The sequence below is a fragment of the Salmonella sp. 741265073_HBA genome (assembly GCF_046569105.1).
GTDB lineage: Bacteria > Pseudomonadota > Gammaproteobacteria > Enterobacterales > Enterobacteriaceae > Salmonella > Salmonella enterica.
Map to the genome: position 1 here is coordinate 155,778 of NZ_JBKFRY010000011.1, position 17,635 is coordinate 173,412.

At 51.7% G+C, this 17,635-nt stretch carries 11 protein-coding genes and 2 pseudogenes; 7 read left to right on the forward strand and 6 right to left on the reverse strand.

The window, feature by feature from the left end:
- The first annotated feature begins 881 nt into the window (after positions 1-881).
- Positions 882-3,056: a TonB-dependent siderophore receptor gene (locus ACLD3P_RS15905; protein ID WP_411006300.1), complete on the forward strand. Its 2,175-nt coding sequence runs from the start codon at positions 882-884 to the stop codon at positions 3,054-3,056.
- 41 nt (positions 3,057-3,097) lie between these two features.
- Here ACLD3P_RS15905 and ACLD3P_RS15910 read toward each other — a convergent pair whose 3' ends face one another.
- The 5 genes from ACLD3P_RS15910 to hin form a co-directional block, all read right to left on the reverse strand.
- Positions 3,098-4,027: an alpha/beta hydrolase gene (locus ACLD3P_RS15910; protein WP_262943687.1), complete on the reverse strand. Its 930-nt coding sequence runs from the start codon at positions 4,025-4,027 to the stop codon at positions 3,098-3,100.
- Between the two features lie 31 nt (positions 4,028-4,058).
- A complete protein-coding gene (locus tag ACLD3P_RS15915; protein WP_262943686.1) occupies positions 4,059-5,303 on the reverse strand; it encodes an esterase family protein in 1,245 nt (414 codons plus the stop codon).
- 109 nt (positions 5,304-5,412) lie between these two features.
- Entirely contained in the window at positions 5,413-9,066 is a 3,654-nt protein-coding gene (gene iroC, locus ACLD3P_RS15920) for a salmochelin/enterobactin export ABC transporter IroC (protein ID WP_411006714.1), read from the reverse strand.
- Positions 9,067-9,146: 80 nt separating this feature from the next.
- Positions 9,147-10,262, reverse strand: coding sequence for a salmochelin biosynthesis C-glycosyltransferase IroB (gene iroB / locus ACLD3P_RS15925; protein WP_411006715.1), 1,116 nt, complete (start codon positions 10,260-10,262; stop codon positions 9,147-9,149).
- A gap of 962 nt (positions 10,263-11,224) precedes the next feature.
- The gene (hin, locus tag ACLD3P_RS15930) at positions 11,225-11,797 is read right to left on the reverse strand and encodes a flagellar phase variation DNA invertase Hin (protein ID WP_000190917.1); all 573 of its coding nucleotides are present in this window, start codon (positions 11,795-11,797) and stop codon (positions 11,225-11,227) included.
- A 91-nt stretch (positions 11,798-11,888) separates the two neighbouring features.
- Here hin and ACLD3P_RS15935 point away from each other — a divergent pair, with 91 nt between their 5' ends.
- The 4 genes and pseudogenes from ACLD3P_RS15935 (at position 11,889) to ACLD3P_RS15950 (ending at position 15,632) form a co-directional block, all read left to right on the forward strand.
- Positions 11,889-13,391 carry a FliC/FljB family flagellin gene (locus ACLD3P_RS15935; protein WP_023258319.1) on the forward strand — a complete coding sequence of 501 codons (1,503 nt, stop codon included), beginning with the start codon at positions 11,889-11,891 and terminating at the stop codon, positions 13,389-13,391.
- 67 nt (positions 13,392-13,458) lie between these two features.
- Complete coding sequence (fljA, locus tag ACLD3P_RS15940) at positions 13,459-13,998, forward strand: phase 1 flagellin gene repressor FljA (RefSeq protein ID WP_000388871.1); 540 nt, start codon at positions 13,459-13,461, stop codon at positions 13,996-13,998.
- A 27-nt stretch (positions 13,999-14,025) separates the two neighbouring features.
- Positions 14,026-14,248: pseudogene (locus tag ACLD3P_RS15945) on the forward strand (helix-turn-helix domain-containing protein); the annotation flags it as partial.
- A gap of 739 nt (positions 14,249-14,987) precedes the next feature.
- Positions 14,988-15,632: a hypothetical protein gene (locus tag ACLD3P_RS15950; protein WP_411006301.1), complete on the forward strand. Its 645-nt coding sequence runs from the start codon at positions 14,988-14,990 to the stop codon at positions 15,630-15,632.
- Positions 15,633-15,871: 239 nt separating this feature from the next.
- Here ACLD3P_RS15950 and ACLD3P_RS15955 read toward each other — a convergent pair.
- Positions 15,872-16,742: pseudogene (locus ACLD3P_RS15955) on the reverse strand (primase-like DNA-binding domain-containing protein); the annotation flags it as partial.
- On the opposite strand from ACLD3P_RS15955, the gene ACLD3P_RS15960 reads away from it, so the two are divergent.
- Positions 16,657-16,968, forward strand: a complete 312-nt coding sequence (locus ACLD3P_RS15960) for an ogr/Delta-like zinc finger family protein (RefSeq protein ID WP_072275987.1) — start codon at positions 16,657-16,659, stop codon at positions 16,966-16,968. The pseudogene ACLD3P_RS15955 and the gene ACLD3P_RS15960 sit on opposite strands and share 86 nt — an antisense overlap.
- A 16-nt stretch (positions 16,969-16,984) precedes the next feature.
- A complete protein-coding gene (locus tag ACLD3P_RS15965; protein ID WP_411006302.1) occupies positions 16,985-17,341 on the forward strand; it encodes a phage polarity suppression protein in 357 nt (118 codons plus the stop codon).
- Positions 17,342-17,635: the final 294 nt, after the last annotated feature.

Genomic DNA, 17,635 nt, shown 5'->3' on the forward strand with positions numbered 1-17,635 from the left:
AACTAAAGCGAATTGTTTGAAAAGGAAAACGCTATGCCTGGATGTATAAGTGCCTGTTCATGCGTTGCCAGCCCAACGCCTCCCGAGCCTAAGGGCCCCCCTAAGCCTAAGTGGATAGAGTTAAAAGGTTATTGTGTTACATGTACTCATGAGTCTGATATTCGCCCGCCTTCTGAAAGGGAAGACAAACGACAGAGAAAAGTGCAGGCGATTGAACTTTATTGGTTGCGGCGTCTCCTGGACGACTTGGGAATACAAGAAGGTACTTCTCAAGACACGGCAGTAAAACCCACTAACTGTGGGTTGTCATATTTTCCAGTAGCTTCTGGAGAACGAGAAACCGATGTTTGATGGTTTTCTGTCTGCAAAGCGCCTGATAAATATTACCAGGCGCTTTGTATTTTGGCGCCAACATCACTTTCATCATCAAATATCGAATGACTACAATCGTATCCGATCCCACCATTACCCAGAGGGAAAGTCGCTGGCAAACTGTAAGAACGGTTCGCCGTCGGCAGGGAAGCGCCGGTGGACTCTGAGCCGCACTATACCATCTTACCTGGGGGTTTCTTGTCATTAACGATTTGAAAAATAGTTTTATTTCTCTACTCCTGTTTTGTAAAACCTCCGTTCAGTAGGCGCATTCTGCCCCCCTTCCCGGATTTACTGGCAAAGCGGAGCCCGGACAGAGAGTCATATTGCAAAATCCCGTTTCCGTTTTTTTATTACCAGATTTTTGCGGTCGAAAGATTGCCTTTTCCTTAATTGAATGATAATTATTATCATTAGTATGTGATAATAATTACTATTTAGACGTAACCTGGCAAGGATGTGAGCTTGAGGGCAACAGCGCTACTTTAGACATTATTTAGGGAATGGGTATGAGAGTTAATAAGTTCCTCTGGTTAATAACCGTGGTTTCTACAGGGGTTAATAGTCCATTATCAGCAGCAGAATCTACTGACGACAACGGCGAAACGATGGTGGTTGAATCCACCGCCGAGCAAGTATTAAAGCAACAGCCGGGCGTTTCGATTATTACTCGTGACGATATTCAGAAGAATCCTCCCGTTAACGATCTTGCCGATATTATTCGTAAGATGCCTGGGGTTAATCTTACCGGCAATAGTGCCTCGGGAACGCGCGGAAATAACCGACAAATTGATATTCGTGGTATGGGGCCGGAAAATACCTTAGTGCTGATTGACGGCGTGCCGGTGACGTCGCGAAATTCGGTTCGCTATAGCTGGCGCGGAGAACGCGACACCCGTGGCGATACAAACTGGGTACCGCCGGAGATGGTAGAACGTATTGAAGTGATCCGTGGGCCCGCCGCCGCGCGCTATGGCTCCGGTGCCGCAGGCGGGGTGGTGAATATCATCACCAAACGCCCCACTAATGACTGGCACGGCTCGCTGTCGCTCTATACCAACCAGCCGGAAAGCAGCAAAGAAGGTGACACCCGGCGGGGTAACTTTAGCCTTAGCGGCCCGTTGGCTGGAGATACGTTGACGATGCGCCTGTACGGTAATCTCAACAGAACCGATGCCGACAGCTGGGATATTAACTCCTCCGCCGGTACCAAGAATGCCGCCGGACGGGAGGGGGTCACCAATAAAGATATTAATAGCGTCTTCTCATGGAAAATGACCCCGCAGCAAATCCTTGATTTTGAAGCGGGATACAGTCGGCAGGGGAATATCTATGCCGGCGATACGCAAAACAGTACTTCAAACGCGGTTACCAAAAGTCTCGCGCAGTCCGGGCGGGAGACCAATCGCCTGTACCGGCAGAATTACGGTCTAACTCATAACGGCATCTGGGACTGGGGGCAAAGCCGCCTGGGGTTCTACTATGAAAAAACCGATAATACCCGCATGAATGAGGGGCTCTCCGGCGGCGGCGAGGGGCGTATTACCAACGACCAGACGTTCACCACTAACCGCCTGACCTCGTATCGCACCAGCGGCGAGGTGAATGTCCCGGTGATATGGCTATTTGAGCAAACGCTCACCGTCGGCGCGGAGTGGAACCGCGATGAGCTGAACGATCCTTCCTCTACCAGTCTGACGGTTAAGGATAGCAATATCGCCGGGATTCCCGGTTCGGCGGCTAACCGTAGCAGCAAAAATAAATCGGAAATCAGTGCGCTGTACGTTGAAGATAATATCGAACCCATGGCCGGTACCAATATTATTCCGGGTCTGCGTTTTGACTATTTGAGCGAATCCGGGAGTAATTTTAGTCCCAGTCTTAACCTTTCCCAGGAGTTAGGTGAATACGTCAAGGTGAAAGCCGGTATTGCCCGTGCCTTTAAGGCACCGAACTTGTATCAAACCAGTGAGGGGTATTTACTCTATTCGAAAGGCAACGGTTGTCCAAAAGATATTACGTCGGGCGGCTGTTACCTGGTCGGTAATAAGAACCTCGATCCTGAAATTAGCATCAATAAAGAGATCGGGCTGGAATTTACCGTAGACGATTACCACGCAAGCGTCACGTATTTCCGTAACGATTATCAGAATAAGATTGTCGCAGGTGATAAAATTATTGGCAGAAGCGCATCTGGCGCTTATGTATTGCAGTGGCAGAACGGCGGTAAAGCGCTGATTGAAGGTATTGAAGCCAGCATGACTGTTCCGCTGATGCCGGACCGTCTGAACTGGAATACCAATGCGACTTATATGATTGCTTCTGAGCAAAAAGATACCGGCAATCCCTTATCGATAATCCCGAAATATACGGTGAATACCTTCCTCGACTGGACTATTACCAGCACGCTCTCCGCTAACGTCAACTGGACGTTATACGGCAAGCAAAAACCGCGAACACATGCAGAGTCGCGTAGTGAAGAGACCAAAGGATTGTCCGGGAAAGCGCTGGGGGCTTACTCACTGGTCGGCGCTAACGTTAACTACGATATCAATAAGAACCTGCGTCTTAATGTCGGTATCAGCAATATCTTCGATAAACAGATCTATCGCTCCGCCGAAGGGGCAAATACCTATAACGAACCTGGTCGGGCTTATTATGCCGGTGTGACGGCCTCGTTTTGATAGGTTATGCCCGCCGCTGGCGGGCATATTCTGGCGACGGGTTAATGGCAGCGTGGTTTTTGGCTTGCCGGTTCGCGACTGATATCCAGCAATGCACTGCGGAAAGAGGCGTTAAACATGGGCCCGTGGCCCAGGCCCGGGTAATGCTGCAGGGCCGCGTTAACGCCGTTGTTCTCAAGCGTTCTCACGGTCTCCTGAACTTTTTGCAGGAGCCCGGCCATCTGGCGTTGCCTGCTATCCCCATTCGACGCAGAACCTTCCATTATGATGAGTTTTTTATGGCAGAACGGCGACGACTTCACTGTCGTAAGGCGATTCAACAGGGCAAAGTTATCCCTGCTGAGTGACGGGCTGGCGCTGTAATAGATATGAAAGAAGGATGACGACAGCCAGGAGTCTAAAACGAACAGGCCGCCATAAGAATGTCCCCATACCCCGCGCCGTTCGGAGTTGATGGTTATTCCTTGTTCCACCTGCGGCGCGATATGTCTCTCCAGTAGCTGGCGGAACGCTGGCCCGCCGCCGGTTTTACGATGAAAACGCGGGTTATTTTCACTGCCTTCGATTCCCGGCGCCGGCGTATAGTCATAAGCTCTGCCGTTAAGATCAAACGGCAGGTTAGTCTGATAGCCAATCGCCACAATCACCGGCGGCGAGTGGTCTGCCAGCTGTTTGAGCAGCGTCTCCGGCAGTCTGTCCATCACTGCGTTGCCGTCCAGCATATATAAAACAGGATAACCCGACGGCGGGGCGGCTTTATTGGGAATAGCGGTCCATACCCGGTAATGTCTTGCGCCATCGGCAGATTGAAAGTCATTGACCCTAAAATGGTAATATCCCGAACCTTTATCAGCGATATTCGGTCCTAATGGCTGCATATCCGGCTGCGCATAACTCAGCGCGCTAGAACAAAAACTCACTAAAAATAGCGCCATGCGATAGCACTTGTTGTGGTACTGGCGACCATACATCGGATGTGATTCCTTTTTGGCAGGTGAAGTTTTATCGGGGTAGTAGACGTAATCCGTCAATCAGCGCGCCGCGCCACCAGGCATAATCGTGACCGCCGGTGTACACGCTGCAATGGCTTTCAACGCCGGCGGCGCGCAATTTTTCATGCAACTGTTTGACCTGCGGGACCGTCGAACCTTCCAGCGATCCCACGCACAGATGCGTACGTACGGCTGGCGAGGGCGCGGATAACACATGTTCGCTGACCCATGAGCGCTCTTCTGCGCTGAAATGGGGCGGGCGATTGCGGTTGTCCGGCGTCCACCACATTGAGGGGGAGTGGCTCAGCACCAGGCCGAAGCTCTCTGGCGCGTGGCGGGCCGCCATCAGCGCGGTCACGCCGCCGAGGCTTTGCCCAGCCAGCACCGTTTGTGTACGGTCCGCCCACTGTCGTTCCGGGTATTTGGCGCGAAGGGTTGGCAGCAGGCGTTCGGCAATGTCGAGCACCAGCTCGCGGCGACCGCCGAGGATTGCGACGCGTTCACCCGCGTTGATGTTATCAATGCCGAGTACGGCCACCGGCGCGATGCGTCCGCTGCGGATGGCGGCGTCAATGGCGGCGCTTACCCCAAGATGGTCGAACCAGATCTCGCCATCCGTGAGTACCAGTAAGCCCAGCGGTTGTACGACAGGAACGTCAGGAAGATACAGCCGCACACGGCGACGTTGTCCGGCGAGCCGATGTTCTGAGGTGAAAAGCTGCCCGGCGTAAGCGCGACAGCCTGACCACTCCTCCTGTGCCGGGGCATGATCCAACGCCAGAACGGACTCCTGCGCATTGCCCCGAACATTTATTCCCGGCGTGCTGTTCAGCGGGTCCGCCTTCCCGACAAGGGAGGCGAAACGGCTTCCAAGCTGCAACACCGTCTCGTCCGGGGTTTTCGGTGGTATTTCGACCATCGTATAGGAACCGCAGTAGGACGCCGGTAAGCGAAGCGTCAGATGCCAGATATCCGTTGTGGGCAGTTGCGTCATCATACCTTTCGCCACGTTATCTTTATCGGTGACACGGTTCAGGCGAACATAAACCCCCCGCAGAGGAGAGGCGGCACGCCACAGGAAGGTGACTTCCCGTTCATCGTCTGCGCCGTTAATGGCTGTCACCAGCGGCAGCGCGAGCGAGTTTGCTTCTCGCCAGAAGTGAGAAGCGTCAACCTGGCTTCCGGCGGCGAGTTGGCGGCGAAGGCGCGTAGCGGTCTGTATAGCGACAGGAGCGACGGGCGGGCTCAGTCTCATTTTCTGTATTCCATCTCGTTTATATTTCGGTCAGTATCAATAGCTAAAGCGGCTGTTACAGGAACAGCCGCTTGCGGGCTTTCTTTTGCGTAAATCGTGGCGATAAAAACTATCCTGTGACCTCTCCTTGCGTATCGCGTGTCTGGCCGATGCTGTCCCGCCACAGACGAGCATACAGGCCATGAGCCGCTATCAACTGCTCATGGCTGCCATATTCAGCGATACATCCTTTATCGATTACGACAATAACATCGCAGCGGCGAGCGGTGGTCAGTCGGTGCGCGACGATAAGCGCGATGCGTTTCTCGGTATGCGTCACTCCGGTAAGCGAGGTTATTAAGCGCTCCTCGGCGCTGCGGTCGATACGCGCTGTCGCCTCGTCGAGCAGCAGAATGTGCGCCTGCGCCAGTTGCGCGCGGGCGAGGGCAATCAACTGACGCTGGCCCGCGGACAGATCCGTGCCGCCGTTATTGACCGGAGTACGAAACCCCAGCGGCAGATGTTGCACAGTTTCAAAGAGTCCCGCCCGTCGCGCCGCGATCTCCACCTCCGTGTCGCTGCTGTCTGGCCGCGAATAGCGGATATTTTCGGCAATATCGCCGCTAAATAATGTGACATCCTGAGTGACCAGCCCCGTCTGGCGACGATAATCACTAAGCGACGCGGCATCAATTAGGCGCTCACCGACACGGATTTGCCCGCTGCCAGGAGAGTAGAGCCCGGCCAGCAGCTTGATCAGCGTCGATTTGCCGGCGCCGCTACGTCCGACCACCGCGACTACCGTTCCTGGCGGAATGGTGAGCGAGAGATTATCAAGCACAGGTTGCGTTTTTTCGGGATAGCGGAATGTCAATGCCTCCAGACGTAGCGCGCCAGTGCCAGGCGTTATGGAGGACGGTTCAATATTCTCCGTTTCCTCAGTTGCCAATAGCGCATTGATATGTTTGCCGCTGGCGGTTGCCTGCTGCCAGGAATCGACAATGCCTGACAACTGCTGTACCGGGCCATAAAATTGTCCCAGTAGCAGGAAGAACACCGCCAGTACCCCGGGCGTCATTTCGCCTCCGGCGACCCGGGTCGCCCCGATTAAAAGCACGGCGGCATAGGCGGCCTCGGTGCAGAAGGTCAGGAACGGAAAATAGACAGCAAGGTATTTTTGCGCCCGCACGCGGGTGGCGCGGAAGTTGTCTGATAACGCCCGTAGCCTGGCGGCTTCCTGCTTCTGTTGGCCGTGTGACTGAACTACCCGCATACCGGAGACCTTTTCCTGAAGCGTACTGTTCACCTTACCAATTTCCAGCCGTGCCTGGGCGTAGGCAGGCGAGCTCAAACGGCGGTAAATCCACGTCGCCAGCATCACTACAGGCACGGCGCTTAATGCCGTTAATGCAAGAATAGGGTCAAGCCAGAACATTGCCGCGGCGATAGCGACCATCGTCACGATGCTGGTGGCCGCGCTGGCAAGACCGTTTTGCAGAAATCGGGCGAGTGAATCAACGTCGACGGTCATGCGAGTAAGACGCGAGTCGATGTGCTTCTCGTGCCAGGGAAGACTCAGACGTAGCAGGTGGCTGAAGCTGCGTAAGCGTACCGTATGCTGTACCGACTCTGCCGCGCGGGCGGCGAAGATCGTTTGCAGCGCATAGCAGCACCAACCGATCGCTACCAGACACAGCGCGAGCAGGGCGCATATGTCAATAGTCGACATATCCCCTGCGGCAACGCCTGAGTCAATACCGCGCTGCAAAAGCACCAGCACGCCAACGCCTGCGGCGGAATCAAGCGCGATAAGCAGGGCGGCGATGACGAACATCCAGGCTACTGGCGTCAGCAGCGATGAGACTTGACGCCCGTGGCCTGCCAGCGCCATCTGTACGGCGCGTTCTGGAACGCGCGTCATCCGGTCGACAAAACCTTTTCCGGCGGTTGTCTGGCGCTCATGCGCGTCGTCGGATTTTACCGCCTGCGTTGTTGGCCATAGCGTACGTTGTTCTGCCGGGGCAAGGGCGAGAAAATCCCCCTCGCCGCTCATCAGCGAGCGAAACGTCGGACACCTTGCATCCAGCTCCGCCTGGGTACCGATATCCACGACGCGGCCTTTATCCAGCACGACGATCCGATCGGCTAACTGCAGTGTTGAACGGCGGCGTGCAATCACCAGCAGCATATGCTCATTATCGGCATAACGACCAAGAGCCGTGTTAATTTCCGCTTCAGTACCGGCATCGACCGCCGAGGTGGTGTCATCGAGAATCAGCAGTTCCGGCGCGGTAATCAGTGCCCGGGCTAGCGCAATACGCTGGCGTTGGCCGCCGGAGAGGTTGCTTCCGCGTTCGGCCAGTCGGGTGTTGAACCCCTGCGGTAGCGCATTGATGAACCCGCTGGCGCCTGCGGCATCGGCGGCGCGTCGAATGTCGTCCTGAGTCGCTTGCGGGTGCCCATAGGCGATGTTTTCCGCCACCGTACCGGCAAACAAAAACGCGTCTTCAAACACTACGCCAACGCGACGACGAAGCGCCGTCAGTTTCAGGTCGCGAATATTCTGTTGACCCGTAGTGGTGTTGAGCCACACCCCGCCGGAGGTGGGATCGTAAAAGCGCGCCAGCAACATCAGCAATGTTGATTTCCCGGAGCCGGATGCGCCAACCACTGCCACGGTTTCACCGGCGTGAATGGAAAACGAGATCTCATTGAGGATACGGTTACCGTTGTCGTAGTGGAAACTCATCTTCTCCACGTCCAGCCCGATAATCTGACCCTCAACCGACTCAGTACCGTCTTCCATGCGAGAACGCGTGTCGATAAGCGCGAAGACGCGCTCCACCGACGCCTGTGTGCGCTGTGCAATAACCAAAAACGATGCCAGTACGCGGGTAGGGCCGGTCAGCATAGCGAGAAAACTCGCGAACGCAACGAAGGTTCCCAGATCGATGCGCCCGCTCATCACCGACCAGCCGCCATAGCACAGCAGGACGATCTGCCCTATCACCGGTAGCGCCAGCATGGTTGCGCCCGGCATCGCCTGCGAGATAGCGGCGCCGATGCGTACCCGCACCATCTGCCGCGACTGACCATCGAGCCAACACGTTTCGCGCAACTCCGCCACGCAGGACTTCACCACTGAGATCTGTTCCAATACTTCGCGCATATGCTCCGTCATGTGCGCCAGCCGGTCTGAGGCAAGCCCCGTTTGCGCGAAAACACGGCGACGGGCGCGCAGGGCGGTAATGGCAAGGGCGGCCAGTACGCAAATCACGATAAGCGTCATGGATGGCGACATCCATAGCATCACCGCGATACCGGCCACATAGTAAGTGAGCACCGCCAGCGGCACCGGACACATCTGTAGCAAGGTGTGTACCTGTTGAAGATCGCTGTTGGTACGCGAAATGACCTGCCCGGTACGCAAGGCGTCCTGGCCTGCGCCGTCCAGTTTTTGAATACTGTCGAACGCACGGCTACGTAACGTATGCTGAACCCACAGCGAGAGTTCCCCGGCATAGCCGCGGCGCACGTAATTCCCGATAAAATCAAAAAGGGCAATTAATAGCAGGCCGCAGGCAAGTAACGGCAGGCGGGTCGTATCGCCTGCTATCGCGTCATTGACGGCCTGACGCGTTATTAACGGCGTCAGCGCAGCCAGTAAAATGGTCGATACTGATGCTACGATGACAATGATACTCAGTGTTTTACGTTCCCAACACACGCGGGCAAGGCGAACTATCCAGGCACGAGCGGGCATGGGGGAATGAGTCGCGGGCATTAAGCCTCCTTATCGGTGAAAGATGAGATATGGCGGCGCAATCTGGGTTCAGCCGCCACATTGTCATTGCGCTGCCGCGGTTAGCTGTGTTGCAGCATGGCGATCAGTTTTTTTGCCACCTCGGTCGGGCAAGGCTGGGCCGCCATTTCCGCCGCGACCTCCTGCGACGCCTCGCGAAGCGCGCGATTACCGAGGAAGGTATTGATCATGCTGCTCGTAAGCCCGCTCTTACCGGGAATAATTCCGCATCCGCGCTCGACCACGGCGCGGGCATTGACGGGTCTGTCGGCACCCTGACCAAAGACTATCTGCGGAATGCCGGCATGTAGTGCCGTCAGGGTGTTGCCTGCGCCGCCATGGTGGATAAAACCGTCGGCGCCGTTAAGGAAAACGCCCATCGGAAGCCAGTCGACCAGACGGACATTCGGCGGTAGTGAACGTAAATCCGAGCGGGCATTTGCCGGAAGATGCAGGATGATTTCGGCATCTACTTCGCCGGCAGAATCCATTACCCAGGAAATCAGATCCAGGCCATCCACCATCGGTTTGACGGTGCCGAGGCTGACCAGAAGACGCTTGCGATCAGGTGTACGTTCCCACCATTCTTCCCAGACGGCGCCGCCGTTATACGGGACGTATTGCATGGAGATAACCGGCTCTCCGTCATTTTGCAGTATGCTCATGCTGGGCGGTGTGACGTCTATCCACGCCAGATCTCTTGGTGGCGCGCTGACCCCATGGCGGCGGTAGGCGTTAGAAAGTGATTTCGTCACGCCTTTGATGTGCCAGGGCGTATGACCGAAGCCGACGGTTTGCATCACTACCGGAATGTCATACTTAGCGGCAATCAGTGGTCCAACGACCCCAAGGGGAGGGTAGACGATGAGATCTGGTCGCCACTGCCCGGCGAACGCGATCAGCGGGTCAGTCATCTCTTCGCTGAAGAATGAGAAGTTCCCCATTTTTGTTCCAATGTTATTTTCTTTTCGTAATGCCTCCTGACGGCGATAACCCGCTTCCGAATCGAAACCAGGCGCAGCGTCAAATACCACCAACCCAGCTTCTGCTGCTTTCTGTGCAAATTTTCCACCGCTTGCAATCAGCACTTCATGGCCATTAACACGAAACGCTTGCGCCAGGGACAGCACAGGGTATAGCAGTCCATACAGTGGCGGACCGACAAACAGAATACGCATGAGAAATCCTCTCTCTCCACGTCATAAATCGAACAAGTTGTTAATGAGAATGATAATAATTACCAATATCATTTGGAAAGTGCAATAACTAATACAACACTTGATCATGTGATGATTTTTTGCGTAAAAATCGGGAAAGAGGAGAGCGTTAAGCGATGAAGTTTGGTTTCAGGCTTATTTACGTGCGTATGGTCGCGAAGGCAAAGCGTCAGGATTGGGGAACTGGATTCGCATACCAGACGCCCGTGGATTATTAATCATAACTTCGTAAATAACCTTTCAGACAATGAGGTAAGCGTACCGACAGCAAGGTAACGGGAAACGTCGGTAGTTGTATTGATAACGCGTTGCGGGGCAATTTAATGGTATCCGGCGGCAGATCGTGTTCTGTGCAGACTTTCCGGCGTTAAATCCCGTATCACCTGCGAGCCTGGACTATCTCTGTGGTATCAACTCTGTAGTAATTTTGTCCCCTTCGTCTTCATTAGCCAATGAAACCGGCTTTAACGTCACCGTTCGAATGTTGCGAACGAACAGCTCCTTATGCGGAATATCGTCACCGCTCTGCGATTTTTATAGCGCATCAGCCACACGATTTATTGGTTCTTGAAAACCAAGGTTTTTGATAACCAATGTTATGCCAGGCTTACCTGTGTCATCCAGGTTATCGACACTTAAGGCATAAACTTTACTACTTTTTCTATCCGTAAATGCTTACATCTAACAGTTTGATTAAAAAGCCTTTCTATGTGAACACTGCGTCTGGTAGTGTTTTGAGCGATGTCGTCTATAGCTGGATATAACATAGGCTTTATCGTGAGTGTGTTATACTATATATGTTAATGCGTTGAATTTTTTCTCTTTTTTATTAGATGTTGTCTTTTTCGTATACCCTTTCGGTTTATTCATGCCATACGTCTGTATTACAAAAATGTTATATCCATCCTGTTGTAATTTTTATTTTAATTCATTCGTTTTTTTATACGATTTGCCGGAAAGTATCTGTATAAGGTGGATACGCCAATACCAAAAATAATAGCTAATTGCTGCCGAGGATGGCCTTTCTCTAATAGCCGGCTAATCTGTTCCTGTTCATGTCTATTGATCGCCCGAGGGCGCCCTCCCAGTCGTCCTTGCGCTCTGGCGGCAGCCAGTCCGGCAAGGGTTCGCTCGACAATTAATTCTCGCTCCATTTCGGCCAGTGCTGACATTACATGAAAAAAGAATCGCCCCATCGCGCTACTGGTATCAATACTATCGGTTAAAGAATGGAAGTGAGCTCCACGTTCATGTAATTCTGATATTAACGCCACCAGGTTTTTCACGCTGCGGCCCAGTCTGTCTAATTTCCAGACGACAAGAGTATCGCCTTTATTTACATACTTTAACGCTCGTTTCAGGCCGGGGCGGTTTGCAATCTTGCCACTGATACGGTCCTCAAAAATGCGGTCACAATTTGCACTAGTAAGCGCATTACGCTGTAAATCGATATTTTGGTCAATTGTTGACACCCGAATATACCCAATAGTAGCCATGATTTTCTCCTTTACATCAGATAAAGAAGAATTTTAGTCGCTTTTCTCATGGGAGATTGTTTTATCAAAAACCTTCCAAAAGGAAAATTTTATGGCACAAGTAATCAACACTAACAGTCTGTCGCTGCTGACCCAGAATAACCTGAACAAATCCCAGTCCGCACTGGGCACCGCTATCGAGCGTCTGTCTTCTGGTCTGCGTATCAACAGCGCGAAAGACGATGCGGCAGGTCAGGCGATTGCTAACCGTTTTACCGCGAACATCAAAGGTCTGACTCAGGCTTCCCGTAACGCTAACGACGGTATCTCCATTGCGCAGACCACTGAAGGCGCGCTGAACGAAATCAACAACAACCTGCAGCGTGTGCGTGAACTGGCGGTTCAGTCTGCTAACAGCACCAACTCCCAGTCTGACCTCGACTCCATCCAGGCTGAAATCACCCAGCGTCTGAACGAAATCGACCGTGTATCCGGCCAGACTCAGTTCAACGGCGTGAAAGTCCTGGCGCAGGACAACACCCTGACCATCCAGGTTGGTGCCAACGACGGTGAAACTATCGATATCGATCTGAAGCAGATCAACTCTCAGACCCTGGGTCTGGATACGCTGAATGTGCAGAAAAAATATGATGTGAAGAGCGAAGCAGTTAAAAGCGGCGGTGGGGCAACCCTCAATACTGCTGGTCTTAATGATACAGCTCTTAAAGCGGGTGTTGGTGGTGCAACAAACGGTACTGCTGCAATTAAGGATGGTAAAGTCTTCTTCGATGCAACTGATAATAAATATTTTATTGAAGTAGAAGGTTTAACCGCTGGCGACGCTACTAAAAATGGTGTTTATGAAGTTAGTGTTGCAGATGATGGCACTGTTACAATGCCGGCAACCACGAAAGTGGCAGGAGGCATGCCAGCCACGGCGACGGCAGTAACCGAAACGCAGCCAAAACCTGTAGCTCTCAGTACAGCAGTTAAAGATCAGTTGACCGACAGTGGTATTAGTGCTGCTGATGCTGCAAAAGGTCAATTAGTTACGATGTCTTATACGGATAAAAACGGTAAGACTATTGATGGCGGTTTCGGTGTTAAAGTTGGGGCTAATATTTATGCTGCAACAAAAAATAAAGATGGATCGTTCAGCATTAACACCACTGAATATACCGATAAAGGCGGCAACACTAAAACTGCACTGAACCAACTGGGTGGCGCAGACGGTAAAACCGAAGTTGTTACTATCGACGGTAAAACCTACAATGCCAGCAAAGCCGCTGGGCACAACTTCAAAGCACAGCCAGAGCTGGCGGAAGCGGCTGCTACAACCACTGAAAACCCGCTGCAGAAAATTGATGCCGCGCTGGCGCAGGTGGATGCGCTGCGTTCTGACCTGGGTGCGGTTCAGAACCGTTTCAACTCCGCTATCACCAACCTGGGCAACACCGTAAATAACCTGTCTTCTGCCCGTAGCCGTATCGAAGATTCCGACTACGCGACCGAAGTCTCCAACATGTCTCGCGCGCAGATTCTGCAGCAGGCCGGTACTTCCGTTCTAGCGCAGGCTAACCAGGTCCCGCAGAACGTGCTGTCTCTGTTACGTTAATTTATTTTGTTTTATTCAGCCCCGTGAATCCGGGGCTTTTTCATTCAGCATAGATGAATATATCTTTATGGAATGTATAGCTGTAAATGATATTTCCTACGGGCGAGAGGCTGAAATATGGCCGCGGGATTATTCTATGCTTGCTCGTCGAGTTCAATTTCTACGTTTTAATGATATCCCTGTTCGATTGGTGAGTAATAATGCCCGGATAATCACAGGCTACATTGCGAAGTTTAATCCGAAGGAAAATTTGATTCTGGCTTCGGATAAACCTAAAGGAAATAAGCGCATTGAAGTTAAACTAGAGTCTCTGGCAATTCTTGAAGAATTATCAGGTAATGACGCTTTTAATCTTTCGCTGGTGCCGGCTGACGGATTTAATCTTCAGCAATATACTCCATCAAGAAGAGATTATTTCTCGATTTGCAATAAGTGCTATAAACAGGGAGTCGGTATCAAAATCTATATGAAGTATGGACAGGTTTTGACTGGCAAAACGACAGGCGTAAATGCGTGTCAGGTTGGTGTGAGGACATCCAATGGCAATCATATGCAAGTTATGTTTGACTGGGTGAGCAGGATCACGTCTTCGGATTATGCTGAATAACGCATACGGTAATAAAAAATTCCGTGAGAAAATATTGCTCCTGGAGGAACAGAGACCATTCGACAGCGCATAGATAGTTTCGCCGCTGCTCGTGCCACTACGGCCAGGACGCTTAAAGCAGCTGACAGAAAAGAATTGATCATTAAAGCTTCGCAAAGAAGGTCTGCTGAATCTTCGCAAATCTATGGATACCGTAGCCCAACATCCTGGCGTCTCACGGGCAACTGCTTATCTTTATGCTCGACAGTCTGACTGCGAGCTTTGCCCCAGCCAGGCAGGACTCTCAGTGAGTGTTCTATTTTCTTTGACTCTCGTATTCCAATTCTTTCGGGAGTTATTGGTGAGACTTTTGGCGTTTTGCCCTGTCACCCATCGCGCAGCCGCTTTACCCACCGCGTCATTTGACTCCAGTGTCCGTAAGGTTCTCTGCAATCCTCACCAGGCGGCAATGGACGTAAAAAAGCCCGCAGAGCTTGTGCTGTGCGGGCTTAGTGAACTTCATTGAGCTGGCGGAATCTGGATACTATTTTCAACCTAATGTTTTTATTGTTGATTTGCCAATTCAACTTTCATTTGTATACCTAAGCGTATACCAATGGCGATTTGTTGCAATACTTTCTGTGGTTAAGCGAAATTGTTTTTGAATAGATCACATCAAGAAAAAACTTTTTTACGGAAAACTGTTCACACTGGTCACTCGCCATTATTTATCTTTAATTTCAATTTGATACATGATGAACAGTCCGTGAACAGTGAACACTTTACTGTTCACTTTTGCATTCTCGCAGGAAGAGTTGTCTTTTACCCAAAATGGATGAATATCAGTAATTTCCACTACTTACAGTGAGTTAGGCATGAAACTACAATCCTCATGTCCAGTGTGTTTGAAAGAATTCATTACAAATCAAATGATTGGCACTAGTTAAAGCTCTCTTCCTATGATTACGAACTTGTCGTCAGTTGGATTCCGAGAGGATGGCAGATATGAAATGACGTGCCTTAAAGGGCATACCTCCATCACGTTTTTACAACAACAAAAATTCGAAATTCTTTTCGATATTGGCGCACATGCAATCATCGATGGTTACTATCGTGAGGCAGTTTCATCATTTACTTCTTCTTTGGAAAGATTCTATGAGTTCTTCATAAAAGTAGTATGCATTTCGAAAGGTATCAGTGAATCGAAAGTGGTTGAAGCATGGAAAGAGGTTTCGAATCAATCAGAAAGACAACTAGGTGTATTCATATTCCTACATCTATTGGAATTAGGTTGTAAACCCACTTTGCTCAATAATAATAAAATAAAATTTCGTAATGGGGTCATTCATAAAGGAATGATTCCGAGTGAGGAGCAGGCCTTAGAATATGGACAAGCTGTTCTTGACGTGATTCGCCCACTGCTTAAAATACTTAAAGAAAACTATAGCGAAGCTATATCAACGGCCGTTTTTCAATATTTAAATAGTATCAGAAACCCGTCTGATGATGGTGTACCAGTTTCCACTATGTGTCTTACGACAACTTTAAGTCTTTCTTATGCCGAACCGGCCCATGAGACTCAAAGTTTGAGCGAGGCAATTTCACAACTGAAGAATTGGAAATCGATAGTAGAAAACACAGTTTTCTCCGAGTGAAATTGATTCAATAGATCGCGATTGGTAGACTGCAGGGGGTATGTTTAGGCATTGGTTCTGTGATGAAATCGAGGCCAGGTAATGAAAAAACTTTTTTTACGGAAAACTGTTCACACGCCATTATTTATCTTTAATTTCAATCTGATATATGGTTAACGGTCCGTGAGCAGTGAACGCTTTACTGTTCACCTTCCGGGATTTCAGATAAAAAAAGACCGGCTGATGCCGGTCCGGGTAGGTTATGTTGCGGTGGTTTCGTCGCACCGGGGCAGCCAGTCGTCGTTACTTTCCTCCCTGAGCGCAAGATTCGTCTGCATCCCCTGTTTTGTTCACCGCCTGGCGTAATTCAGCCCGTATTCTTTCAGCATGGCTGGCAACCCCTTACCGAACATAGTCAGGCTCAGGGTATTCCTGTAGCCGTGGGCTTCCATATACGCCAGATAGGCATGATACAAATACAGACGCGGCTGACGCGGAATGATGTTGGCATTGCCAATATATATACCGTCAGGCTCCGGCAGTGCCTCCAGATAGCCACAAAAATCAAATGCCTGGTCGGCGTCGCGCTTGATGCTGAGCGCCTCGTCGGAGCTCTGCTGTGACTGGAGCAGGGGGGGCGGTCATCGGGTCGCTGAACTTCTGCATTAGCTGGCGCACAATCACGGCCAGCTCGCGGGCGATTTTGTTCTTGAGCTGCGGGTCGCGTTCCTTCGGGGCAATCTGTTCCGGGAAATGCAGGATCACCCGGCGACGGCAAACACCGCCGCTGCGGTCGGAAAAGCGCATCGGGTTATTGTTCACGGCCAGAATCACCGCCGGAATATGGGTGGAGTACGCATCCTTGTATTTCGGGTCGACCGATACAGCATCACCGCCGGTGATGGCCTTGAGTCCTGCCCCGTCACCGCTCCACTTTTCCTGCTCAGGCAGACGAATCAGCGAGAAGCCAATCAGCGCGGCGCGTTCGCGCGGTGATTCCAGCGTTTCGATGGGGGCCGATGCGGCATTATCTTCCCCGGCAAGCATGGTCGCAATTTCGGCCAGAATACTTTTTTCGCTCCCGCCCGGCCCGGTCACCTCAAGAAAGAGCTGCCCATTCTGCCGCACGGCGGCCCACGTTCGTACCAGCCGCTATATGTCTGACAGCGTCAAAGAGAGTTACCTGCAGTGCCAGAATGTGCACTGCTCGGCGACATTCAAAACGCATGAGTCCATCTTTGAAGTGATACTTACAATACGCTCGCCGGGCGTCGATGAGAAAACCGCGCCGGTGCCGACAGCCCCCGTTGCACCCCGTCGGGTAAAAGGCTGCTACAGCTCGCCGTTCCGCCATTAATAAGGAGAAACAACCCGTGACCACTCTGACCTTACAGCAGGCCTGTGACGCCTGTCAGACGAACAAAACCGCGTGGCTGAACCGTAAAAGCGAACTGGCCGCCGCACTGGCACCGGAGCTGATGGGGATTAAAAACCAGCCCGCGATGATAAAAAACCGCGCGCTTGACCGTTCGATGGCATATCTCCGTGAAGCCCTTTCCGTCTGGCTGACCGCAGGAAATGAAATTAATTATTCTGCACAGGATAAAGATATTTTAACGGCCATAGGATACAGGCCTGATGCGCCTTCGCGGGATGATAATCGTGAAAAATTCACCCCTGCACAGAACATGATTTACGCCCGTCGACGCGCCGGACTGGCCGCGCAGTAGACTGTCAAAAAATCCCTGTAAATCCCGCTATTTTTAACCAAATAAGCCATGCATCCATAAGGTGCATGGTTTTGCATGCGTTTTCTCGCTCCGGCATGCCAGACCAGCGCCAGTCGTGGCGCGGCCTGAGACCATCTTTGCACCTGCATTAAAAGCGGCCCATTAAGCGGGCAGGCGTGGCGGGGAGAGCATTGCGCGCCAAATAGTAAAGGTGTATAAAAAAGAAAATTGTATGTGTTTTCCGAGTTTTATCATGCCATTACTTAGAATGTGGGGGCGCCGTGGAACGGTGCG